This window comes from Parabacteroides caeci (assembly GCF_023656795.1).
Lineage (GTDB): Bacteria > Bacteroidota > Bacteroidia > Bacteroidales > Tannerellaceae > Parabacteroides > Parabacteroides segnis.
Genome location: NZ_JAMOKT010000066.1, coordinates 1 through 22,585 on the forward strand (window position 1 = coordinate 1; position 22,585 = coordinate 22,585).

18 protein-coding genes are annotated in these 22,585 nt (G+C 44.4%); 15 read left to right on the forward strand and 3 right to left on the reverse strand.

The window, feature by feature from the left end; all coding sequences use genetic code 11:
* The first annotated feature begins 334 nt into the window (after positions 1–334).
* From NBH15_RS23930 to NBH15_RS23955, 6 genes are all read left to right on the forward strand, one after another.
* Positions 335–940, forward strand: a complete 606-nt coding sequence (locus tag NBH15_RS23930) for a DUF4373 domain-containing protein (protein ID WP_250823731.1) — start codon at positions 335–337, stop codon at positions 938–940.
* Entirely contained in the window at positions 852–1,466 is a 615-nt protein-coding gene (locus NBH15_RS23935) for a DUF6633 family protein (RefSeq protein WP_233567555.1), read from the forward strand. The genes NBH15_RS23930 and NBH15_RS23935 overlap by 89 nt, the downstream gene beginning before the upstream one ends.
* Positions 1,459–1,686, forward strand: coding sequence for a DUF4248 domain-containing protein (locus NBH15_RS23940; protein WP_128135553.1), 228 nt, complete (start codon positions 1,459–1,461; stop codon positions 1,684–1,686). The genes NBH15_RS23935 and NBH15_RS23940 overlap by 8 nt, the downstream gene beginning before the upstream one ends.
* Before the next feature lie 188 nt (positions 1,687–1,874).
* The gene (locus NBH15_RS23945) at positions 1,875–2,324 is read left to right on the forward strand and encodes an N-acetylmuramoyl-L-alanine amidase (RefSeq protein ID WP_128135554.1); all 450 of its coding nucleotides are present in this window, start codon (positions 1,875–1,877) and stop codon (positions 2,322–2,324) included.
* Positions 2,311–2,544: a hypothetical protein gene (locus NBH15_RS23950; protein ID WP_128135555.1), complete on the forward strand. Its 234-nt coding sequence runs from the start codon at positions 2,311–2,313 to the stop codon at positions 2,542–2,544. Before NBH15_RS23945 ends, NBH15_RS23950 begins: the two co-directional genes overlap by 14 nt.
* Positions 2,528–2,983, forward strand: coding sequence for a hypothetical protein (locus NBH15_RS23955; RefSeq protein ID WP_244051227.1), 456 nt, complete (start codon positions 2,528–2,530; stop codon positions 2,981–2,983). The genes NBH15_RS23950 and NBH15_RS23955 overlap by 17 nt, the downstream gene beginning before the upstream one ends.
* Here NBH15_RS23955 and NBH15_RS23960 read toward each other — a convergent pair.
* Together NBH15_RS23960 and fabD are read right to left on the reverse strand one after the other, a co-directional pair.
* Positions 2,970–3,137, reverse strand: coding sequence for a hypothetical protein (locus NBH15_RS23960; protein WP_158579702.1), 168 nt, complete (start codon positions 3,135–3,137; stop codon positions 2,970–2,972). The genes NBH15_RS23955 and NBH15_RS23960 overlap by 14 nt on opposite strands.
* 415 nt (positions 3,138–3,552) lie before the next feature.
* Complete coding sequence (gene fabD, locus NBH15_RS23965) at positions 3,553–4,434, reverse strand: ACP S-malonyltransferase (RefSeq protein WP_128134002.1); 882 nt, start codon at positions 4,432–4,434, stop codon at positions 3,553–3,555.
* Positions 4,435–4,574: 140 nt separating this feature from the next.
* Here fabD and NBH15_RS23970 point away from each other — a divergent pair, with 140 nt between their 5' ends.
* The 3 genes from NBH15_RS23970 (at position 4,575) to NBH15_RS23980 (ending at position 7,952) form a co-directional block, all read left to right on the forward strand.
* On the forward strand, positions 4,575–4,769 hold the full coding sequence (locus NBH15_RS23970) for a Sec-independent protein translocase subunit TatA/TatB (protein WP_007652767.1): 195 nt from the start codon (positions 4,575–4,577) through the stop codon (positions 4,767–4,769).
* Positions 4,770–4,774: 5 nt separating this feature from the next.
* Entirely contained in the window at positions 4,775–5,632 is an 858-nt protein-coding gene (gene tatC / locus NBH15_RS23975; protein ID WP_128134003.1) for a twin-arginine translocase subunit TatC, read from the forward strand.
* Between the two features lie 103 nt (positions 5,633–5,735).
* Positions 5,736–7,952 (forward strand): GH92 family glycosyl hydrolase, encoded by a 2,217-nt coding sequence (locus NBH15_RS23980; protein ID WP_244051226.1) that lies wholly within the window; start codon positions 5,736–5,738, stop codon positions 7,950–7,952.
* A gap of 209 nt (positions 7,953–8,161) precedes the next feature.
* Here NBH15_RS23980 and NBH15_RS23985 read toward each other — a convergent pair whose 3' ends face one another.
* A complete protein-coding gene (locus tag NBH15_RS23985) occupies positions 8,162–9,025 on the reverse strand; it encodes an alpha/beta hydrolase (protein WP_128134004.1) in 864 nt (287 codons plus the stop codon).
* Between the two features lie 137 nt (positions 9,026–9,162).
* Here NBH15_RS23985 and NBH15_RS23990 point away from each other — a divergent pair, with 137 nt between their 5' ends.
* The 6 genes from NBH15_RS23990 to NBH15_RS24015 all read left to right on the forward strand — a co-directional run bounded on the left by NBH15_RS23990 (position 9,163) and on the right by NBH15_RS24015 (position 22,505).
* Complete coding sequence (locus tag NBH15_RS23990; protein WP_128134005.1) at positions 9,163–11,424, forward strand: monovalent cation:proton antiporter family protein; 2,262 nt, start codon at positions 9,163–9,165, stop codon at positions 11,422–11,424.
* Between the two features lie 103 nt (positions 11,425–11,527).
* Positions 11,528–12,343 (forward strand): DUF5032 domain-containing protein, encoded by an 816-nt coding sequence (locus NBH15_RS23995; RefSeq protein ID WP_128134006.1) that lies wholly within the window; start codon positions 11,528–11,530, stop codon positions 12,341–12,343.
* A 172-nt stretch (positions 12,344–12,515) separates the two neighbouring features.
* Positions 12,516–13,682 carry an alginate lyase family protein gene (locus NBH15_RS24000; RefSeq protein WP_244051225.1) on the forward strand — a complete coding sequence of 389 codons (1,167 nt, stop codon included), beginning with the start codon at positions 12,516–12,518 and terminating at the stop codon, positions 13,680–13,682.
* A gap of 48 nt (positions 13,683–13,730) precedes the next feature.
* Positions 13,731–14,975 (forward strand): glycoside hydrolase family protein, encoded by a 1,245-nt coding sequence (locus tag NBH15_RS24005; protein ID WP_128134007.1) that lies wholly within the window; start codon positions 13,731–13,733, stop codon positions 14,973–14,975.
* 467 nt (positions 14,976–15,442) lie between these two features.
* Positions 15,443–17,911: a glycoside hydrolase family 2 protein gene (locus tag NBH15_RS24010; protein WP_244051224.1), complete on the forward strand. Its 2,469-nt coding sequence runs from the start codon at positions 15,443–15,445 to the stop codon at positions 17,909–17,911.
* Between the two features lie 478 nt (positions 17,912–18,389).
* Positions 18,390–22,505 carry a hybrid sensor histidine kinase/response regulator transcription factor gene (locus tag NBH15_RS24015; RefSeq protein ID WP_250823732.1) on the forward strand — a complete coding sequence of 1,372 codons (4,116 nt, stop codon included), beginning with the start codon at positions 18,390–18,392 and terminating at the stop codon, positions 22,503–22,505.
* Positions 22,506–22,585: the final 80 nt, after the last annotated feature.

The window sequence follows — 22,585 nt, forward strand, 5'->3', positions numbered from 1 at the left end:
ATCTGACAACAAATGTAGACAGCGACCTGTTACACGAGGATCTGTCACTTCTGAAAAATAATTAGAGGTATTCATTTTGCAATGATAAACTTTTTAGAGGAATTTTGGTGCGGTCGCCCTGGATTTTTACCGGAAAAATAGGTTTTAAAAATATATTTTCCTATGTTTACCGCATAAAGAGTCTAAGGGTTGAATTTTAAACGGGAGTTTGGAGTTCAACTTTTACTGTTTTTGTACACGCCAAAGACTTTTATTGTAAATCACTTCCTTTCTTTCGCACCGGATTTGTTAACCGTTGGTGCTTCAGGTAATCAACATTTTAAAAATTAAAATTATGGCTAGACCATTAAAAAAAGGACTGGGCTATTTTCCGCTGGATACGGACCTGTATTCGGACAGGAAAATACAACGCCTGCTCCGAAAGTACGGGTGTAAGGGCATCTGTATTTATTTAGCGATCCTTTGTGAAATTTACCGGGAGAAGGGGTATTATATTTCTTACGACAGTGATTTCTGTTTCGATATCTCTGTTATCCTGGGGTTGGACGAGGCCACGGTTAGTGAGGCGGTCCTTTATTGTATAGATCTTCAGTTGTTCGACAGGGAACTGCTGGAATACCGGCAGGTACTTTCTTCGCTGGCGATACAGAGACGCTTCCGGGAGATCAGTAAAAGACTCGGAATAAAGATCGATCCGGATCTCGAAATACCGGATAATTGGGCGAATGAAGGGGTTATTGTTGCAGAAACCCCGGTTATTGCAACAGAAACTCCGGTTTCTGTAACGAAAACCCCGGAAAATGGAAATGGAAATCAAAATGTAAATCAATCTACACAATATGGAAAATCAAATGAAACTCGATTTTCAGACGATAACGGAGAAGCTGCCCGACGGGAAGAACTCCTCCGCATGGCTGAAGAAGCAACAAGATGTTGCTGATATGACGGCTCGTTACGGGAATGCGGAGAAATTCCTGAATACGTTTAAACCGGATATGCAGGTAATGGCCGCCCGTTATACCGAGCGTGCTTATTTCGGTACGGCTCCCATGCTGGAAACGGTTTGCCTGGGGTATGGCGAGTTGGTGGTCATGGTGTTTATATGCGCTCTGCTGGAAGATATTAACTTGTTCGTCGGGGTGAAAGAGAAAATGCCGGTCAACCGCCAGCGCGAGTTGTCGCGTCTGGTGTTGGCGGAATATCCTTATCTGAAGGTGACGGAATTGCTGTTGTTTTTCCATCGGCTGAAATGTGGGCGTTACGGCCGTTTTTACGGGATGGTGGATGCGTTGACTGTCACCAGTGCGCTGATGCAGTTTATGGGCGAACGCCTGGCGGAGACAAACCGTTATAAGGCGGCACGAAAGAAGGAGGAGAAACCGGAGAATGTGTCGTCCGGCGGTATCACTTACGAGGAATATTTGCAACTGAAAGAAAAACAACAAAAACAAAACAATCATGGATAAGAGCAAGGTATGGGGGCATACGGAACTGGCTCGGTTGTATTTCCCGGGTATTTTACCGAAATCGGCTTCTGCACAGTTGTCGTTGTGGATCAGACGGGATGAAGAGTTGCTGGATGATCTGAAGAAAGCGGGTTACCGCAAGGGACAGCGTATGTTTACGCCGCGCCAGGTGGAGATCCTGGTGGATCATCTGGGCGATCCTGAGACCTGGAATATTTGATAATAAATAAACGAAGCGGGACGGTGAACGTGTTCGGGTTCAATCCTTGTCTCTTTACCTGAATACTCAGGTTCCCGGTAAAATCTGTTTTATTCCCTCTTATTCCCTGCTATTCCCATTTAAACCGATTCCATACTTTCCCCTTCCTGTACATTTGCTTTCATATTAACGATAAACAGAATTGAATCATGAGAAAAATTAATCTGATTGTTTTGCATTGTTCGGCTACCCGTGAGACGATGGAGTATACGCCGGAGCAGCTGGAACGTGACCATAAGGCGCGTGGTTTCTTTTCGGCCGGTTATAATTATTATATCCGCCGTTCGGGTGAGGTCGTGCCGATGCGTCCGCCGGAGCAGATTCCGGCACATGTGAGAGGGTATAACGCGTTCAGCCTGGGGATTTGTTACGAAGGTGGGCTGGATGCCGGCGGGCATCCGAAAGATACGCGTACGGAGAGGCAGAAATTGTCTATCAGGGGATTGCTGTTGCTGCTGCTGGTGCAGTATCCGGGATGCCGGATCTGCGGGCACCGTGATTTGTCGCCCGACCAGAATGGCGACGGGAAGATCACGCGGGATGAATGGTTGAAAGAGTGTCCTTGTTTTGATGCGGAGGAGGAGTATGGGATATTGTAAAAGAAGGGGTTGGCCGCTTAGTTGCCAGTTATGGGTGGCGGTTTTGTTGTCGCTGGCAGGTGTTGTATTGTTGTTTATGGGGTTTTGGTGTAGTCCGGCAGGGGAGATACATAACTCGGTGTTGGTGGGGTTCGGTGAGGTGTCGACGTTTTCAGGGGCGTTATTCGGGGTGGATTATAGTTATAAATATAAGATCAGAAGGGATGAGAAAGAAGGATAAGGGGATGGTGTTGTGTTTATGTATCATGTTGGCAGGCAGTGGCTGTAAGACGGGGAGGCGGGTGGCTACCGACCGGACGTTCGGGGAAAGGGATTCGTTGGTTGCAGAACGGTGTGATAGTTTGAGGGCGGAGCATTTATGGAAGTCTGATATGCAAACGGTGCTCCGGTGGGAAGAGGTGTCGCTTTCCGCACCCGACAGCAATGGCAGGCAGTATGTAGGGCAAATAAGGCGTGCTGTCGCGGACTGCCGGCAGGTATCTGTCAGTCAGGATACCCTGCTCTCACTTTCGCGGCAGGAAAGCCGCCGACTGCGGGAAACTGTGGCTACGGAGCAGAAAGAAAGCGGCTGGTCGCTGGGGCGCTTGCCGGTTTGGTGGGTGCTGGGTGGGGGAGGGGTATTGTTATTGGGAGTTTGGTTTGTGTTTAGAAATAATTGAACCTACTTTTCCCTTGATGGAAAAGTAGGCAAAAGATCAAGGCTACACCTGCTTCGCTACTGCGCATCCTCCGTTCGCTGTCGTCTGTGAACTCGCTTCGCTCAAACAGCACAGCCTCCGGACGCTCTCTGCGGCTGCTTCGTTTAACGCTCATCAGCTGAGGCCTTTCATAGAACGCTTTGCGTTCTTCTGGGATTGCCGATACCGGCTGTTGAAAAAGAGAGGATCTGTTATATTATATAAGTGTCTGTCTCGGCCATCCTAGGAGGAAGCACAGCTTCCTTGGAAAGGCCTAAGCGGGTGAACGTCCGCGTAGGTGAAAGACGGAACGGTAAAGAAAATCCGTTGTTTGAGCGTAGCGAGTTTCGGATTTTCGAGTGGAGTCTTTCACCGAAGCAGTGAAGCCGGTTGAGCCTTGATCTTTTGGTTACTTTTCTATCAAGAGAAAAGTAACATTCACTTTTGATAAATATTGAATTATTAAGTATATCGTAGAAGTCATATTTAAGAATAAAAAAAGGTTGGCAATATTCTTTTGCCAACCTTTTTTATATACATGGATTTGTAGCTTATTGCATACCTTCCGTAGTCATTTCTTTATTGATTTTCTTGACTAATCCTTGCAGTACGGCACCCGGTCCTAATTCGATGAAATGGTCGGCACCGTCGGCGATCATGTTCTGAACGCTTTGAGTCCAACGAACCGGAGCTGTCAGCTGGGCGATCAGGTTGGCCTTGATGGTTTCAGGATCGGTTTCACCTTTTGTGCTTACATTCTGGTAAACAGGGCAAGAAGGTTTGTGGATCGGAGTCGCTTCGATAGCGGCAGCCAGTTCGGCACGGGCCGGCTCCATCAACGGAGAGTGGAATGCACCGCCCACCTTCAACTTCAATGCACGTTTTGCACCGGCAGCCAGCATCTTTTCGCAGGCAACGTCGATACCGGGGATTGAACCGGAGATAACCAGCTGACCCGGACAGTTGTAGTTTGCACAAACAACTACTTCGTCTGTAATACTTGCGCAGATTTCTTCAACTGTTGCATCCGGCAAAGCCAGTACGGCAGCCATCGTAGAAGGAGTGGCTTCGCAAGCTTTCTGCATAGCCATGGCACGTTTGGAAACCAATACCAGACCATCTTCAAAAGATAGTGCTCCGGCTGCAACAAGTGCAGAGAACTCACCCAGGGAGTGCCCGGCTGTCATATCCGGTTTGAACTGGTCGCCTAAAGTTTTAGCGAGGATAACCGAGTGTAAGAATATGGCAGGCTGTGTAACCTTGGTTTGTCTCAGATCTTCGTCTGTTCCTGCGAACATCAGATCTGTAATGCGGAAACCGAGAATTTCGTTTGCTTTCTCAAACATCTCTTTTGCAAGGGGATTGTTATCGTAAAGGTCTTTTCCCATTCCGACAAACTGTGCACCCTGACCGGGAAATACATAAGCTTTCATCTTTCTAATCTTTTTCTAATTTCAGTTTTTTAAGACGGTGCAAAGGTAATAAATTTAGAATAATGGAGTGACTATTCGTTACAAATAGTATCTTTGCCCCTATTAAAAGGAGAATATTAACGACTAATATTTATAATATCATGAACGAATTACTATTTTTAGGAAATTTAGGTACAGGCGAAATCGTTATCATCGCTATTGTTGTGTTGTTGCTTTTCGGTGGAAAGAAAATCCCTGAACTGATGAAAGGTATCGGTAAAGGTGTGAAGAACTTTAAAGACGGTGTAAAAGGATTAGAAGACGACATTAAGCTGGACGACAACGATAAGAAGTAGACGAAATGGAAGAATTGGAACAAGATGAAATGTCCTTCTGGGACCACCTGGAAGAACTTCGTTGGACTTTATTCCGTTCTATTCTGGCGCTCTTTGTTTTTGCTATCGGTAGTTTTGCTTTTATGCGTGATCTTTTCGATCACGTTATTATGGCTCCCTGCTATGCTGATTTTATTCTTTATCGTTGGTTGTGTGAACTGAACAAGTGGCTTATTGATATTAGTCCGTGGTTTGATGTTTTACCTGATTTCTGCAATGATACTTTTCATGTAGATATAGTAAATATCAAGCTGGCATCTCAGTTCTTTACTCATATGACTACCTCATTCTGGCTGGCCCTTGTATTGACTTTCCCTTATCTGATGTATGAGGTATGGAGATTTATCAGTCCGGCTTTGTATGAGAACGAAAAGAAAAATATCCGCTGGGTATTCTTTTTCGGAACGATTATGTTTTTCCTGGGATGTGCCGTAGGTTATTTTATGGTGTTTCCGATGACTCTTCGATTTTTGGCAACGTATCAACTGAGTGCTAATATAACCGAACAGGTTTCCCTGGATTCGTATATGGATAACTTCCTGATGCTGATCTTTGTGATGGGGATTGTTTTCGAAATGCCGTTGGTATCGTGGTTGTTGTCGAAGCTGGGATTGCTGCACAGAGGATTTTTCCATAAGTACAGGCGCCATGCCATTGTGGGATTGCTTGTTGCCGCAGCATTTATAACACCAAGTAGCGATCCGTTTACACTGAGTGTCGTGTTCTTCCCGCTTTACGGTTTGTACGAATTAAGTGCATTCTTTGTAAGAAAACCGCCGGTAGAAGAACCGGATGAAGAGGACGAAGAAGAAAATGAAGGTTAATAAACCATAGACATTGGAATTTAGTTATAGAAAGAGACGTACATTGTTTAAATGTTACGTCTCTTTTTGTATATTTGTCAAGACTTAAACAATTTATAAACAAATGAGGCACATCACTTTATTGGCGGTCTCCTTGCTGGCTTTGATGGCCTGCACGCCGGAGAAACAACAGGAGGCGGATTATGCGCAGTATGTTAATCCTATGATCGGTACTGATTTTACCGGGAATACTTACCCGGGAGCACAGGCTCCTTTCGGTATGGTGCAGTTAAGTCCTGATAACGGGTTGCCCGGATGGGACCGTATCTCAGGCTATTTTTATCCGGATACGACGATTGCCGGTTTCAGCCATACGCATCTTTCCGGTACCGGGGCAGGAGATTTATATGATATTTCCTTTATGCCGGTGACCCGTCCGTATAAAGAGGCTGAAGCACCGCTGGGTATTTATTCCACTTTTTCACATAATGACGAGGCTGCTTCGGCCGGTTATTACCGGGTGTTGCTGAAAGACTATAATATTAATGTCGAATTGACGGCTACCGAACGCTGCGGTATCCAGCGTTATACGTTCCCGAAGGCGGAAGCCTCCGTTTTCCTGAATCTGAAGAAAGCGATGAACTGGGATTTTACGCTTGATTCTTATATCGAGGTGGTCGATTCCGTTACTATCCGCGGTTACCGTTTTTCACAGGGATGGTCGCCCGACCAGCATGTCTATTTCCAGACCCGTTTCTCCAAACCGTTTGTTGCTTACCATATGGATACAACGGCGATTGTGACGAAGGATAAAGGCCGTATCGGTACAGCCTATGTCGCCCGTTTCGATTTTAATACGGAAAAGGACGAAGAGATTCTGGTGAATACGGCTATTTCGGGTGTGAGCATGGAAGGTGCGGCAAAGAACCTTCAGGCAGAAGTGCCGGTCAACGATTTTGACCGTTATCATACGGAGGCTGTTGCCCGCTGGAACAAAGAATTGTCGAAGATCGAAGTGAACGGCAATAATACAGATGACCTGGTTAAGTTCTATACCGCCATGTATCATACGATGATCGCCCCGACTATTTTCAGTGATGTGGACGGCTCGTATTATGGTCCGGATAATCAGATACATAAGGCTGACGGTTGGAATAATTATTCGACCTTCTCTTTGTGGGATACTTACCGGGCAGCCCATCCGTTGTACACTTATACGGACCCGAAACGTGTGAACGATATGATTCAGGGTTTCCTGAAATTCTACGAACAGAATGGCGCCCTTCCTTTGTGGAACCTGTATGGGCATGAAACGAATATGATGATCGGTTATCACGCTGTTCCTGTGATTGTGGATGCTTACCTGAAAGGTATCAGTACTTTTAATCCGGAACTGGCTTTACAGGCATGTGTTGCTACGGCTAACCGAGATGATTACCGGGGTATCGGGGAGTATAAGAAGTTGGGATATGTACCGGCTAACAGTGATCCGGAAAAATGGGAAAACTGGTCGTTGTCCAAAACAATGGAATATGCTTACGATGACTATTGCATTGCCCGTATGGCGGAAAAGATGGGAAAGAAAGCGATTGCGGATGAATTCTATAAACGTTCACAGAACTATCGCAATGTCTATAATCCTGAAACGACCTTTATGCAGCCGCGTGATGAAAAGGGTAATTTCGTAACTCCGTTCAATGCGAAAGATTATACGGAAGATATCTGCGAAAGTAATGCATGGCAGTATTTCTGGTATGTTCCGCAGGATCTGGACGGCTTGATCGGTTTGCTGGGCAGCAAGGAGCGTTTCACGGAAAAGCTGGATAGCATGTTTACGTATGCTCCGGATGCGAAAGAAGACCTGCCAATTTTCAGTACAGGTATGATCGGACAATATGCGCATGGTAACGAACCGAGCCATCATGTTATTTATCTGTATAATAAGGTGGGACAACCCTGGAAGACGCAGAAGTATGTGGCTCAGGTTTTGCATGATTTGTATCTGAATGCGCCGGATGGTATCTGTGGTAATGAAGATTGCGGACAGATGTCGGCCTGGTTCGTTTTCAGTGCGATGGGATTTTATCCTGTCGATCCGGTAGGCGGACAGTATGAGATAGGAACACCTTTGTTCCCGGAAGTAAAAATGCATTTGGCGGATGGTAAAGTATTCAAGATTTTAGCTCCGGGAGTAAATGCGGAGAATATCTATATCCAGTCAGTCAAACTGAATGGCCAGCCTTACGACAAGAGCTATATCACCCACGACCAGATCATGAGCGGCGCAACGCTTGAGTTTGAAATGGGAAATCAGCCGGGTCCGGTTTGGTATAAGAAATAATGAGTTGATGGGCAATAGTTCCATTATAGAAAAAATGAGCCAATATGCCAATTTAGAAATAATTGAACTTAATGTATCAAGTTTCTATATGGTCCACAGATGACACAGATAAAGCAGTAGCGTGCCTTCAGGCGCAAGAATGTGAGTATGTAATTGTTGTGCATAGTGGGGCGCACCGGTATGTTCTGGGGGTATCTTGGTACTGATTACTATTGATCCCTCCGGAATGCTCCGCTGACAAATTCCAGGACGTTGGGTAATGCCGTACGCCAGTATAACCAGGTATGTCCGCCGCCTCTGACACGAAATTCATGCTTTATCCCTTTCTCCCGCATGATCTTATGGGCCTGGAAATTACCATCCAGCAGACCGTCCTGGTCTCCGCAGTCGATGTAATAACGGATGCGGGGCAGATCCTTTTTATCCAGTTCGGAAAGCATTTTTAAGACGCTGTTTTTGTGCCAGTAATCCAGTCCGGGACCGAACAGGCGGGCGAAGAGGTCTTTGTGGGATTCGGCCTGGCGGCGTTCCATCACGCTGTCGTCGAAAATAGCGGCGCTAAGCGGGGCACAGGCGGAAAACATATCCGGATGATGCAGGGTGTAAAGGAACGAACCGTAACCTCCCATCGACAGTCCGGCGATGGCACGGAACTCTTTGTTACTGCGGGCGCGGTAGGTCTTTTCGATATGGGGAATCAACTCTTCAAAAAACATGTCTTCGTAGGGTACCTTCCCATCGTATTGGTTGATATACCAGGTATCCCAGGCATCCGGCATGACAACGATCATAGGCACGGCCTGGTCGCTACAGATGGCGCGGTCGGTAATTTCCTGCATCTGCCCGGTTTGTATCCACATGGTTTCATCATCGGTATAACCGTGCAGCAGGTAAAGCACCGGATAATAACGTTCGGAGCTGTTGTATCCGTCCGGGAGATAGATCGAGTAGGAGACCTCTTTTCCTAACTTTTTACTTTGGAACTTGACCGATTCATGAACGGTACTTTGCGCGAATCCTGCTAAATTAAAACAGAAACACAGAACAAGAAAGAGAATAATCTTGTTTTTCATATACTAACAGATTTAAGTAAATAGATAGATGTTTTTATTTATTTCTAGCAAAGTTAGAAAAAAGCATTGGCTGTACTTGATAAAATACGGAAAAATGTTATTTTTGTTAGCTAACAGATTAATCAATAATATAGTGTATGTCGCATTTACCTGATTTGATTTCCGATCTTGCATTGATTCTTATATCCGCAGGGATAATTACTTTATTATTTAAATGGCTGAAACAACCCCTGGTGCTGGGGTATATCGTCGCCGGTTTACTGGCCGGGCCTTATGTACAGATTTTTCCTACGGTTGTAGACGTTGAAAATATTAATTTGTGGGCGGAGATGGGAGTCGTCTTCCTGCTGTTTGCCCTGGGACTTGAGTTTAGTTTCAAAAAGTTGATGAATGTCGGTTCTACCGCTTTTATTACAGCGATGACCGAGGTGATAACGATGCTGATCGTTGGTTATCTGGTCGGGCATCTGCTGGGATGGTCTACGATGAATTCCATATTTCTGGGCGGGATGCTGTCGATGTCGTCGACAACGATCATTATAAAGGCTTTTGATGACCTTGGCTTGCGAAGCCAGCGGTTTACGGGGATTGTGTTCGGGACATTGGTCGTCGAGGACCTGGTTGCCATTATTATGATGGTCTTGCTTTCAACGATGGCGGTGAGCCAGGAGTTTGCCGGGGAGGAAATGATCGGTAGTATCCTGAAGGTCGCCTTTTTCCTGATTCTCTGGTTTCTGGTAGGTATATTTATTATTCCGGCTTTCCTGAAAAAGGTGAAGAAGCTGATGAATGATGAAACGTTGCTGGTTATTGCATTGGGCCTGTGTCTGGGAATGGTGGTGGTAGCGACGAAAACGGGTTTCTCGGCTGCTTTGGGGGCTTTTATCATGGGGTCTATCCTCGCCGAAACGATAGAGGCGGAGCGCATCGAACATATTATCAAGCCTGTCAAGGATTTGTTTGGCGCCATCTTTTTCGTGTCGGTGGGCATGCTGGTCGATCCGGCTGTCCTGGTGCAATATGCATGGCCTGTCATTCTGATCACGTTGGTGACGATCGTGGGGAAGGCTTTCTTTTCGTCTTTCGGAGTACTTCTGTCCGGACAACCGCTGAAAACATCAATTCAGTCGGGTTTCAGTCTGGCTCAGATCGGAGAATTTGCCTTTATCATTGCGGCTTTAGGGGTGTCGTTGAAGGTACTCGACGAGTATGTCTATCCGATTATCGTTGCCGTGTCGGTGATAACGACTTTTACAACTCCTTATTTTATCCGTTTGTCGGGACCGTTTGCTGAGTGGCTGTACAAGGTGTTGCCGGATAAGACGCGCGATTTTCTGGACCGCTATTCTTCCGGAACGAAAACGATCAACCATGAAAGCGACTGGCGTAAGCTATTAAAGATTTATGTAGGAAAGATATTGATTCATTCGGTGTTGCTGACGGCTATTTTGTTGCTGTCTACCCAGGTTATTTATCCGTTGCTGGTAGAAAAATTTCCGGCGATGGAGATGTGGGGAAATATTATTATGAGTGTACTGACGCTTCTCCTGATGGTACCGTTTCTGGCCGGATTGGTGGCGAACAAGAATAATTCGCCTGAGTTGTTTATGAGCCTGTGGAAGGATAATAAATATAATCATGGGAAACTGGTGGCGTTAGTGTTGTTCAGGGTATTCGTCGCCATTTTGTTTGTTTCAATCGTATTGATCAAATATTATCATGTGCAATATGGCATCGGAGCTATTATTGCAGTGGGAGTCCTGATCCTTGTTATTCTGTTCCGCCGCGACCTGAACCAGTATTCTAGGCTGGAAGCCCATTTCCTTACTAACCTGAACCGTAGGGAAGAGGTCGACCGGAAACGTAATCCGTTGAAGGCGAGTTTTAATAATCAGTTAAGTGATAAAGATATACACCTGGCCGTAGTTCCGGTTTCCCCTTGTTCTCCCTATGCAGGGAAAGCGCTGTCGGATTTGCCGCTTAGGAAGGAGTTTGGAGTAAGTATCGTAGAGATCATCCGTGGTGATCATAAAATCTATATCCCCGGTGGTTCCGATCATATTTATCCGCAGGATAAGGTGGTTGTGGTAGGAACCGACGAACAGTTAAAAGCCTTTCAGGCTAAGCTGGAAGATCAGGAGAACGGTTCCGATTGTTCGGTCGGGCAGCCGAAAGAGGTTACGGTCAATTCGTTTGTTGTCGATGACAGTTTTCCGTTCCTCGGACAAAGTATCATGCAGTCGAACGTAGGCCGGCGGTACAACTGCCTGATTGTTGCGATCGAACGTAACGGGGATTCGCTGATGACGCCGGATAACGATACGGTGTTCGAACCGGACGACCTGGTCTGGGTAGTGGGCGATAAAAATAAGATACAGCAGCTGATAAAAGGGGAGTGAATCCATGTTATTAAAATGTAGAGATTACTTAAAATTGGTTACATCTGCCTTTATTTTGCCAAATGTTTTACTTTTGTGAGGTTGAATAGTAAATGTGGAAGAGATGAAAAAGTATGTATTCTTATTAGTGGTAATGGCTATTGGGTTGTTATCGTGTGGTGATGATGATAAGCCCGTTGTTCCGGAGTTGGATAAACTGTCTCAAATCGTTTGTACAAAGAACGGGACGGATGTGGTTTTTTTCGTTAATGTAAAATACACCAATGAAGGAAAGATTGCTTCATTGGATTTTGTCAAAGGTAAAAATGTTCCGTTTATATATGTGGATAATAAGATAACGATGGTCAATCCCAGCGATGATATTGAGCGGATTGAGTATCTTATGAGCGGAAATGTCATTGTACGGAAATCTATTATGAAGGATAACCCTTTGAATAAAGAGGTCTATACAAGTGATGAATATAATTATAAATATAATGGTGCTAGTTTGGTTAGTGCAGCACGAATAATGAACTGGCCGGTAGAAGATGGCAGCGGCTATAAATCGGAGACATTCGATAAAGAAGAGGCTTATACCTGGGAAAATGGCAATATTACCTTATTTACTCAGGATAAGAAAAGAATAGAATATACATATAGTACGGCTTTAGCTCCACGTAATTTCCCATGGCGTGTAATACCTTCTTTTAATCCGGTCGGTTTTGATGCCTTATCACCGCTCAATCTATTTTATGGTAATCAGAGTAAGAACTTGCCGGAATCTGCTTATTACTACAATATTTCCGGTCAGGATGATACGACTGTGAATTATACATATCATTTTACAACTACCGGTGATTATATTACTCGTATGGTTGTACGTGAAAAATCCAGTGATTCGGCAGAAGAGAATACATATGAATATGCGTTTTTATACTAGATAACGGATAGAACGGAATATTTTAAATTTAGAATGCGATTATCTGTCGGTATTGTATAATTATCTCATCAAATGTCATTTTTGTAATAAATCTGCAAGCTTTTGCGATAATATTAAAAACCGGAAAGAGATGCTTGGCGTAATTTTGGACAGAAAATAATCTGTCTATGCCATGAATCTAAAATTGTTATTATTAATTTCTGCAACAATACTTGTATGCTGCCGTTGTTCTGACGGAACGCGGTTGCAAAAGCGGGTATCAGATTTGTTACATACGGAAATTATAACCCGGGGAGACCTGGCTTTAACACAAAAACCTGTCACCATTACTTCTTTTGTCGCTGAGAGAAGTGCCGGAGGGGTACACGATTTTTATTCGGAAGGTGATTACTGGTGGCCTGATCCGGTTAATCCGGACAGTGCCTATATCCGGCGTGACGGGGAAACGAATCCGGAGAACTTTGTTGCTCATCGCCATGCAATGATCCGTTTCAGTTCGATTGTAGGAGACTTGACTTCTGCCTGGATCGTGACGAAAGATGAGAAATATATTGTACAGGCATTAAAACATATCCGTGCCTGGTTCATTGATCCGGAGACACGGATGAATCCCGATCTTCAATACGCCCAGGCAATAAAAGGAATTGTTACGGGCCGTGGAATAGGAATAATCGATACTATTCATCTGTTGGAAGTCGTGCAGTCACTGATCGTAATGGAACAGGCCGGTTTGCTTTCCTGTGAAGATGCCGTTGCTACCAAAGACTGGTTTTCCAACTATTTATACTGGCTGACGAACCATCCTTACGGAAAGGATGAGATGAATGCCAAAAACAACCATGGTACCTGCTGGGTGATGCAGGCGGCCCAGTTTGCAAAGTATACCGGGAATAGAGAGGTGCTGGACTTCTGCCGCGAACGTTATCAAACAGTTCTGTTACCGGGACAGATGGATACGGATGGTAGTTTTCCGTTGGAATTGGCGAGAACCAAACCGTACGGATATTCCCTTTTCAATCTGGATGCTATGGCAACAGTGTGCCATATCCTTTCCGATGATACAAATAATCTCTGGCAATATACAACGGAAGACGGACGGAATATGCAGAAAGGGGTGGCCTGGCTGTACCCCTATATAAAGGATAAGTCTGCGTGGCCGTTTGAAAAAGATGTGATGTATTGGGATGAATGGCCGGTGGCGCATACAGCTTTGCTATTCAGCGTCTGCGATACGCCTGATGAAAATTATTTCTCCCTTTGGTCGGAGTTGGAACATTTTCCGGAGAATGATGAGGTGATACGGAATTTTCCTCTTCGTCATCCGCTGTTGTGGCTGTGATTATTCTGTTTTAGTTATTATTGATTTATCTTATTTAGTTGAAAGAATATGAAATTCAAAACTCCTATTTTTCTGTTACTGGCTGCTATGGCTTCCTGCGGAATCGAGAAACCCGATCTGGTTCAGGAGAACTTTGCTTTTGCCGGAACACAATTCAAACAGGCTTTTGTCGAGATGGATGCTGCCCGTTGTGCGGAACCGAGACAAAAGCAGGAATTACGTGATAAACAAAATCTGGGCCCGTTGGCCAGTCCGCGTAATGTCGAACCGGATGGTACGTTGCATATGGTTATTTCCCGCGACTGGACGAGTGGATTTTTCCCGGGTGAACTTTGGTACATGTATGAATATACCAAGGACGATTTTTGGAAAGAAAAGGCGCAGCAGCAAACAGCCTTGATCGAACGTGAGAAAATGAACGGCGGAACGCATGATATGGGCTTTAAAGTCTATTGCAGTTTCGGAAACGGTTACCGGCTGACGGGGGATGCGGCTTATAAGGATGTTCTGTTACAGGCTGCTTATACCTTGACTACCCGTTATAAAGAGGGTGCGGGGATAATCCGTTCATGGGACCATAGCCGGGATAAATGGGATTGTCCGGTTATTATCGATAATATGATGAACCTGGAACTTCTTTTCTGGGCGTTCAGGACAAGTGGTGATTCTTTGTTTTATAATGTAGCTGTAAATCATGCCCGTACGACAATGAAGAATCATTTCCGCGATGATTACAGTTCTTACCATGTGGTTGACTATGATACGATTACCGGAGCAGTGCTGCATAAACATACGCATCAGGGATATGCACATGAATCGGCCTGGTCGCGCGGACAGGCTTGGGGACTTTACGGATATACCGTGTGTTACCGTGAAACGGGTTTGCCTGAGTTTTTGGAACAGGCGAAGCATATAGAAAATTATATCTTTTCCAGTCCGACATTGCCCGAAGACCTTGTTCCCTATTGGGATTTCAATGCTCCGGGAATACCCAATGAGCCTCGCGATGCTTCTGCTGCAACTGTTACAGCTTCCGCTTTATATGAGTTAAGCATGTATGATCCGGCTAAACGCCAGGATTATGTTACAAAAGCAAATACAATCCTTGAGAATCTGTCAGCAAACTACCGTGCGGCAGCCGGCAAAGACAGAGGCTTCTTGCTATTGCATAGCACAGGTACTAAAATGCACAATGTGGAGGTGGATGTCCCGATTGTATATGCTGATTATTATTATCTGGAAGCCCTCCTCCGGAAACAGAAACTGGAGAAGGAAGGAACAGCGATATTGTGAACTTAGAAAAAATTGAATCATCTGTTTATTGACTGGTTGTAACTGTCTCCCCTCTTGAGAGGGGGTAGGGGGTGTGTTAAAGCCAGTCAATAAAACAAGCCTTGTAACAGGTTTATTTGTCGTCTGCTTCAGCTGACGGATTAGTAAGTGGTCTATCTCATTGGACTTTAGTCCCATTTCTTACAGTTTTCTATCTAGGAGAAATGTGGCTGAAGCCAAAAGAGAGAAACAACTTGTAAACCGTTAGCTGAAGCAAACGGCAAATGAACCTGTAATAGTCAAGTGACTCTGATTATGGTGGTTGTATGGCGGGGATATGACACACCCCCTTCCCCCTCTCGAGAGGGGAGCCAGGTACAACCAGTTGCTATAAACAAACACTCATATTTGATAAATTCTGAACTAACCAATCTTTGCATTGGTATATCTTTATTGATAATGATTAACTAATATAAAACGAATAAATAATGAGAAACATTCTTTTTTCCTGTCTTTTCCTGTTTTGTTGCTTTTCGATGGCAGGGAAAGTACCTTCTAAACAAAAAATACGATTAACGGATAACTGGGAATATCTGAAAGGTGATCTGGGCGGAATCTGGGAAGCCGTGCGCCCTGCTTCACAGGGAAGTCCGGAGACGGTTCCTGTCTGGCAAAAAGTCACTCTTCCCCATTGTTTCAATGCGGAAGATGCCGTAGATCCCGATGTGAATTATTATCAGGGACCGGGTTGGTATAAAACACTGCTGAAAATTGATAATCCCTATGCGGATGGCCGTATCATATTGGATTTTGAAGGAGCGGGACAGAAGACAAAAGTATATGTTTATACCACATTAGTCGGAGAACATACCGGTGGTTACGACGGTTGGAGTGTCGATATTACGGAAGCCGTGAAGTCATTTATGGCGGATGATAAGCAGGTGAAGCGTTTCAAAGGAAAAGTACCTCTGTCTATCCGTTGCGATAACTCGCGCGATCTGGAAATGATCCCGTCCGATTTGTCTGATTTTAATCTCTACGGAGGTCTGTATCGTTACCTGAACCTGGTTTATCTTCCGAAAGCCTCTTTTGAACAGATTCGCCTGGAACCGGAACTTTCGGCAAATCGGAAAGAAGGTTCTGTAAAAGTCAAAGCCTCTTTCTATAATCCGGCAGATATACGAAAGGCGGATGTGACTGTCTCTGTATATGATGCAAATCGCAAACAGATATTTACTCAAACGATAGAAAATGTTCAGCCTCTTGGCAATCAATTCCTGACGGAAGTAAAAGTGAAAAACCCCGTCTTGTGGGACGTGGATTCTCCCAACCTTTATACTTGCGAATTGACTATAAATACCGACGGACAGACATTGACAGCGGAAGAACGCTTCGGTTTCCGTCAATTTGAATTTCAGGAAAAAGGCCCGTTCTTCCTGAATGGCCGGCGTCTTTTGCTTCAGGGAACGCACCGCCATGAAGATCATGCCGGAGTAGCCCAGGCAATGACTGAAGATATGATGCGTACGGAAATGCAGCTGATGAAGGATATGGGTGTGAACTTTATCCGTCTCGGACATTACCAGCAATCAGATATTATCCTCCAACTTTGTGATTCTTTGGGTATCCTTGTCTGGGAAGAAATCCCCTGGTGCCGCGGAGGTCTGGGAGGTCCGGTATATAAGGAACAGGCCCGTCGTATGCTAGCTAATATGATCGATCAGCATCATAATCACCCGGCCGTTATTATCTGGGGTCTGGGTAACGAAAATGATTGGCCCAACGATTTCAGTGAGTTTGATAAAGGGGCTATCCGTACTTTTATGAAGGAATTGCATGACCTGGCTCATCGCTTGGATGATACCCGTATGACGGCCATCCGCCGCTGTGAGTTTTGTAGTGATATTGTGGATGTTTATTCTCCTTCTATCTGGGCCGGATGGTATCGTGGGGTATTTACTGATTATAAATCCGTTTCGGAACAGGAGATGCAGAAGGTAAAACGTTTCCTGCATGTGGAGTGGGGAGGAGACAGCCACGCCCGCCGTCATTCAGAGAATGTATTTGCCAATCTGAAAGGTATTGAATCCGGCAATGGTGCCGACGAACGTGCCGGGGATGCTTCCTTATACGGTGGCGCCGCCCGTGCATCGAAGGATGGCGACTGGTCGGAAAGTTATATTGTCCGCCTGATCGACTGGCATTTGAAAGAGCAGGAAACAATGCCGTGGCTGACTGGGGCTGCTTACTGGCCGTTCAAGGATTTCTCAACTCCTGTTCGTCCCGAAAATCCGGTCCCGTATGTGAATCAGAAAGGGGTAATAGAGCGTGATTTCACTCCGAAAGAAAGTTATTATGTCTTTCAGTCATACTGGACGACCGAGCCTATGGTACATATTTACGGACATAGCTGGCCGGTGCGCTGGGGTAACCAGGGAGATCGCAAAGAAATATTGGTCTATTCAAACTGCGACGAGGTGGAGTTGTTCGTGAACGGTGTCAGCCAGGGAGTGAAGAAACGCAACAGTCAGGATTATCCGGCGGCCGGACTGCGTTGGAATTGTGTATATGAAGAAGGAAAGAACGAGATTCGTGCTGTGGCCGTAAAAGGAAAGACAAAGATTACGGATGAGATCAGCCAGGAATATCAGACGGCAAAATGGGGAGAAGAAGCCTCTGCTACATTGAATATTGTGTCTCGTGAAGGTGACACGGTGCTGTTGGAAGCTTTGCTTTACGATAAGGAAGGCGTTCGTTGCCTAGATTCAAAGAAATATCTTGAATTTGAACTGGTAGGTGATGGAACATTGATTCAGAATCAGGGTACATCTACCGGCAGTCGTAAGGTCCAGGCCTATAACGGCAGGGCTCGCATCAAAGTAAATCTGAATAAAGGAAAGAGCATAGTAGCCGTTAAGTCAGAGGGGATACCGACTGTATTTATGGAAATACAGTAAATCTGATTTATAAGGAGGTTATTTGAATCAGAATTGAATGTTACTTTTCTCTTGATAGAAAAGTAACCAAAAGATCAAGGCTCAACCGGCTTCACCGGAGCGGACGTTCACCCGCTTAGGATGGCCGATACCGATACTTATAGAACAAAGACTTTCTGGATTTAACAGGTGGTATCGGCCATCCCAGGAGAACGCCAAGCGTTCTATGAAAGGCCTCAGCTGATGAGCGTTAAACGAAGCATCCGTAGAGAGCGTCCGGAGGCTGTGCTGTTTGAGCGTAGCGAGTTCACAGACGACAGCGAACGTAGGATGCGGAGTAGCGAAGCAGGTGTAGCCTTGATCTTTTGCCTACTTTTCCATCAAGGGAAAAGTAGGTTCATTATTTCTAAACACAAACCGGCTGTTAATCTCCTATTGATTATTTTTGCTAATCGAAACTTTTACTATTTTTGTTCTACATAAATTAGATGCAACAAGTATGATCAGGAAATCTTTTTCGATACTATTTCTAATCCTTTCCGTATTAACACTACATGCAGAAAAGACAAACTATCTGTATTCTTTTAATTCAGATCTGAATGAAGGGATTTCCCAACTCTCTGTGATGACTATTTATCAGGATTCGAGAGGGTATTTGTGGTTTGCAACCAAGAACGGACTGAACCGTTTTAACGGAAAAGAATATAAAATCTATCATCGGGAAGACGGAAATGAGCAGAGCCTGTCGAATAACTCCGTCACCTCCATTACCGAAGATCAGGAAGGTTTTCTCTGGGTGGGAACCAGCAATGGACTGAACCGGATAGATCTGAACACAAATGAGATTAAACGTTATAACCTGGAGACAAACGGATTGGTTGCCAATAGTATTTCTACGGTATACACCGACCGTTCGGGTTGTCTGTGGGTTGGAACCTGGGAGGGGTTGAATCGCTATAATAGGGAGGGAGACCATTTTGAATATATCCCTATAGAAGATGATACTGAAAGAGCAATGATAGTGACTTTGCTGGAAGATAGCTCAGGCAGATTTTGGATCGGTACAAGAAACAAAGGATTGCTCCTATGTGACCATCAGATGAATCTGATCAGTCAGTTTACGAGTGAATCTAAAAATATGCCATTGAATAACAACAATATTACTTCCATTTATGAAGATGATAAGAAGCAGATATGGGTTGGTTGTAAGAATAGCGGACTGAATAAAATCAATCTGCGTGATAATGAGGTGACCTCATATACTAATTTAAACAGCGGATTGAGCAATAACTCGGTGCGTTGTATAATCGAATGGCAGGGGAAGCTGCTGATCGGTACTTTTGATGGCATTTTTGATTTGGATAAAGCGACCGAACGGATCGTAAAGGTGGCCGGTTACGACGATATAAATAAGTCATTAAGCCATTATTCGGTTTATTGTTTTTGTGTAGACCGGGACGAAACGCTGTGGGTCGGTACATTTGCCGGAGGGGTTAATTATCTGAATATGTTCACAAACCGTTTTATTCTTCATAAACCACAGGAAGAATTGAATATCAGGACCGGTATTTACGGAGCTATTACGTATGAATCTCCCGAAGATTTATGGATAGCGACAGAAGGATACGGATTATTGAATTATAATAAGCGGACGAATGAGTCACATTATTACCTGATCGATCCTTCCGTCCGGTTCGCATTTAATACGAATATCATTAAATCCGTTTTTTACGAAGACGGTTATGTCTGGTGCGGAACGACTAAAGGAGAAATCTACAAGTTTAATATCAAAACCAAAAAATTTTCCTTGTATCATCAGTATCCGATTGAATATTCCATCTATTCTATCATTCGCGATCATAATGATGTTTTATGGGTGGGTGGCGCATCGACCGAATTTGGACTGACCTGTTTTGTGAATGATTCCCTGGTTACTACCTTTTATAATAATGTAGATGAACCGATCTATTTTTCGAACGTACGTTGTATCCTGGAAGAAGAAGACGGTGTCTTTTTGCTGGGAAGTACGGCCGAGGGATTGCTTCGCTTCGATACGCATAAAAAACAGCTGACAAAATATTCCAATGAGGCTTCTGTTGAGAAATACAGGATTCCCAATAACTATATATCGGCGATTGTCCGGACTAAATCCGGTGAGATATGGGTATCAACCTACGGAGGTGGTATTTTTCAACTGGATGAATCGAAAGCGATCCGACGGATAATGACTGTCAGGGAAGGTTTGCTGGACAATAATATCTGTACGTTGGTGGAAAGTAGCGATCAACGGTTATGGATGAGTACGGTAAACGGCCTGATCATGTTTGATCCGGCGAAAGATGAAGTCAGGAATTATCATCGTCATAACGGAATAGATATTCGTGAATTTACATTGCATAGCGGCATCGCCTTGCCGGATGGGAGTCTTTGTTTTGCCGGAAGCAACGGTTTTGTGACATTTCATGTGGAAGCGATGGATAAAAATAATAATATTCCGCCTGTGGTATTGGAGCAATTATCAGTTAACAACCATCCGGTGAAAGTCGGTGATGAGTCTGCTATCCTGAATAAAGTATTGGACGGCATGGAAACGATCCGTTTGGCTTATAATGAAAATAACTTTTCAATCACTTACCAGGCCTTAAATTATATTTATGCGACGCAAAATCAGTATGCTTATAAACTGGAAGGATATGATACGGATTGGAACTATGTAGGAGAACGTAATTCTGCCTTTTATACCAACCTGAGTCCCGGCAAATATGTTTTTCGCGTAAAAGCCTCTAATAATGATGGCGTCTGGAATGAGGAAGGACGTTCATTGGCTATTGTTGTGCAGCCGCCTCTGTGGAGAACCTGGTATGCTTATCTGTTTTATGTTATTGCTTTAGCGGCTATTATTTACGGAATTCTTTATTATGTAAATATCAAACGTAACCTGGAAGCCGGGTTGAAAATGAAACAACTGGAGAAACAAAAACAGGAAGAATTTCATCAGGCGAAGATACGTCTGTTCACAAACTTCTCTCATGAGTTGCGTACACCTTTAATGCTGATTATCACTCCGTTTGAAGAACTGGTCAAACGGGTGGATATTCCGGCGGAGTTGCATGACAAGCTATCCATTATTTATAAGAACGCTCAAAAACTTTTGCTTCTTGTCAATCAGCTGATGGACCTGCATAAGAACCAGGCGGGTAGCATGGACCTGAAGGTAAGTGAAGGAGATATCTGCGAATATATCAAAGAAATCTATTATGCGTTCAATCAGATTGCTTTGACCAATGAAGTCAAATTCACCCTGAATTGTACTCCTAAAACGATCAATGGCTGGTTTGATAAATCCCTCTTGGAAAAAGTCGTCTTTAACCTTTTGTCGAATGCCTTCAAATATACGGCTTCCGGTGAATCTGTTCTTATGGAGGTGTCGGAAGTAACCCTGAAAGAACTGGACCCGAAACGGACCGACGGATTGTATAAAGATGAAAATAGTCAGTACGTAATCTTGAAAGTCAAAGATTCCGGTAAAGGAATTGAAGAAGGAGAGGCGGATAAGATATTCACTCCTTTCTATCAGATTCCTGAAACGTCCGGTATTAATTTGTCAGGGACAGGTATCGGTCTGAGTCTTGTTTATACGATTGTGCAGCTCCATCGTGGGGTGATCTATGTGGATAATACGGAAACAAAAGGTGCTTGCTTTGTCGTTATCCTTCCGGTATCCCGTTCGGCGTTCTCTGAAGAACAGATAGAGAGCAGGGAAATAGATAAAATTGCGGAAATAACGAATACGGAGGATATATCGGTCTCGTTGCCGGTGACGGAGAATAAAGATCAACCTAAATATAAGATTTTGTTGGTTGAGGATGATAAGGATGTGCGTGATTATCTGAAGAAAAGCCTGGAAGCCGAATATATTGTCATTGAGGCAGCCGATGGGGTGAGGGCTTACGAAAAAGTAGTACAGGATTTCCCAGACCTGGTACTTAGCGATATCATGATGCCGAAGCGCGACGGACTGGAGCTGTGTACGATGATCAAGAATGATATCCGCATAGGGCATATCCCGGTTATTCTGATGACTGCCCGTTCGATGGTAGTCCATATCAAGGAAGGGTTCCAGGCGGGAGCGGACGATTATATTGTGAAACCGTTCAATATGGACGTGTTGCAGACACGTATCCGCAGCTTGCTGGCTTCGAGGGAGCAATTGAAAAAACTCTATGGAAAACGTTTCTCCCCGGATGTGATGGGGATCGAGGTGAAGTCGGCCGATGAACGTTTCTCCCAGAAACTGTTTGACGTGATCGAGAAAAACATATCCAATGAAAAGCTGGATGTCGAATTATTATGCACGGAAATCGGTATCAGTCGTGCAAACCTCTATCGCAAACTCAAATCCATCACCGAACTTTCACCGATGGAACTGATCCGTAACAAACGCCTCGAGATGGCGGCAAAATTGTTGAAAGAATCCGAAATGAATGTCTCTGAAATTGCGTCACATCTTGGATTTAACAGTCACTCTTACTTCTCCAATTCCTTTAAGACTTTTTATGGATGCACTCCCACTGAATTTGTGCAGATGAAAAACAATCAGGAACAGGGCGGCTGATAAAATCGTATCACTTTTCTGTCACTTTTGTATCAATCTATTCATATAGAATAATTTAATATTAAATTGGGAGCATATTT

Excerpts from the sequence above, each read along its gene's own strand:
- tatC (WP_128134003.1), top strand. The coding sequence starts at position 4,775 with ATGGAAGAATTGGAACAAGATGAAATGTCCTTCTGGGACCACCTGGAA.
- NBH15_RS23930 (WP_250823731.1), top strand. The coding sequence starts at position 335 with ATGGCTAGACCATTAAAAAAAGGACTGGGCTATTTTCCGCTGGATACG.
- NBH15_RS24015 (WP_250823732.1), top strand. The coding sequence starts at position 18,390 with ATGATCAGGAAATCTTTTTCGATACTATTTCTAATCCTTTCCGTATTA.
- NBH15_RS23995 (WP_128134006.1), top strand. The coding sequence starts at position 11,528 with ATGAAAAAGTATGTATTCTTATTAGTGGTAATGGCTATTGGGTTGTTA.
- fabD (WP_128134002.1), bottom strand. The coding sequence starts at position 4,434 with ATGAAAGCTTATGTATTTCCCGGTCAGGGTGCACAGTTTGTCGGAATG.
- NBH15_RS23990 (WP_128134005.1), top strand. The coding sequence starts at position 9,163 with ATGTCGCATTTACCTGATTTGATTTCCGATCTTGCATTGATTCTTATA.
- NBH15_RS23955 (WP_244051227.1), top strand. The coding sequence starts at position 2,528 with ATGAGAAAGAAGGATAAGGGGATGGTGTTGTGTTTATGTATCATGTTG.
- NBH15_RS24000 (WP_244051225.1), top strand. The coding sequence starts at position 12,516 with ATGAATCTAAAATTGTTATTATTAATTTCTGCAACAATACTTGTATGC.
- NBH15_RS24005 (WP_128134007.1), top strand. The coding sequence starts at position 13,731 with ATGAAATTCAAAACTCCTATTTTTCTGTTACTGGCTGCTATGGCTTCC.
- NBH15_RS23935 (WP_233567555.1), top strand. The coding sequence starts at position 852 with ATGAAACTCGATTTTCAGACGATAACGGAGAAGCTGCCCGACGGGAAG.
- NBH15_RS23945 (WP_128135554.1), top strand. The coding sequence starts at position 1,875 with ATGAGAAAAATTAATCTGATTGTTTTGCATTGTTCGGCTACCCGTGAG.
- NBH15_RS23980 (WP_244051226.1), top strand. The coding sequence starts at position 5,736 with ATGAGGCACATCACTTTATTGGCGGTCTCCTTGCTGGCTTTGATGGCC.
- NBH15_RS23950 (WP_128135555.1), top strand. The coding sequence starts at position 2,311 with ATGGGATATTGTAAAAGAAGGGGTTGGCCGCTTAGTTGCCAGTTATGG.
- NBH15_RS24010 (WP_244051224.1), top strand. The coding sequence starts at position 15,443 with ATGAGAAACATTCTTTTTTCCTGTCTTTTCCTGTTTTGTTGCTTTTCG.
- NBH15_RS23985 (WP_128134004.1), bottom strand. The coding sequence starts at position 9,025 with ATGAAAAACAAGATTATTCTCTTTCTTGTTCTGTGTTTCTGTTTTAAT.
- NBH15_RS23970 (WP_007652767.1), top strand. The coding sequence starts at position 4,575 with ATGAACGAATTACTATTTTTAGGAAATTTAGGTACAGGCGAAATCGTT.
- NBH15_RS23960 (WP_158579702.1), bottom strand. The coding sequence starts at position 3,137 with ATGAGCGTTAAACGAAGCAGCCGCAGAGAGCGTCCGGAGGCTGTGCTG.
- NBH15_RS23940 (WP_128135553.1), top strand. The coding sequence starts at position 1,459 with ATGGATAAGAGCAAGGTATGGGGGCATACGGAACTGGCTCGGTTGTAT.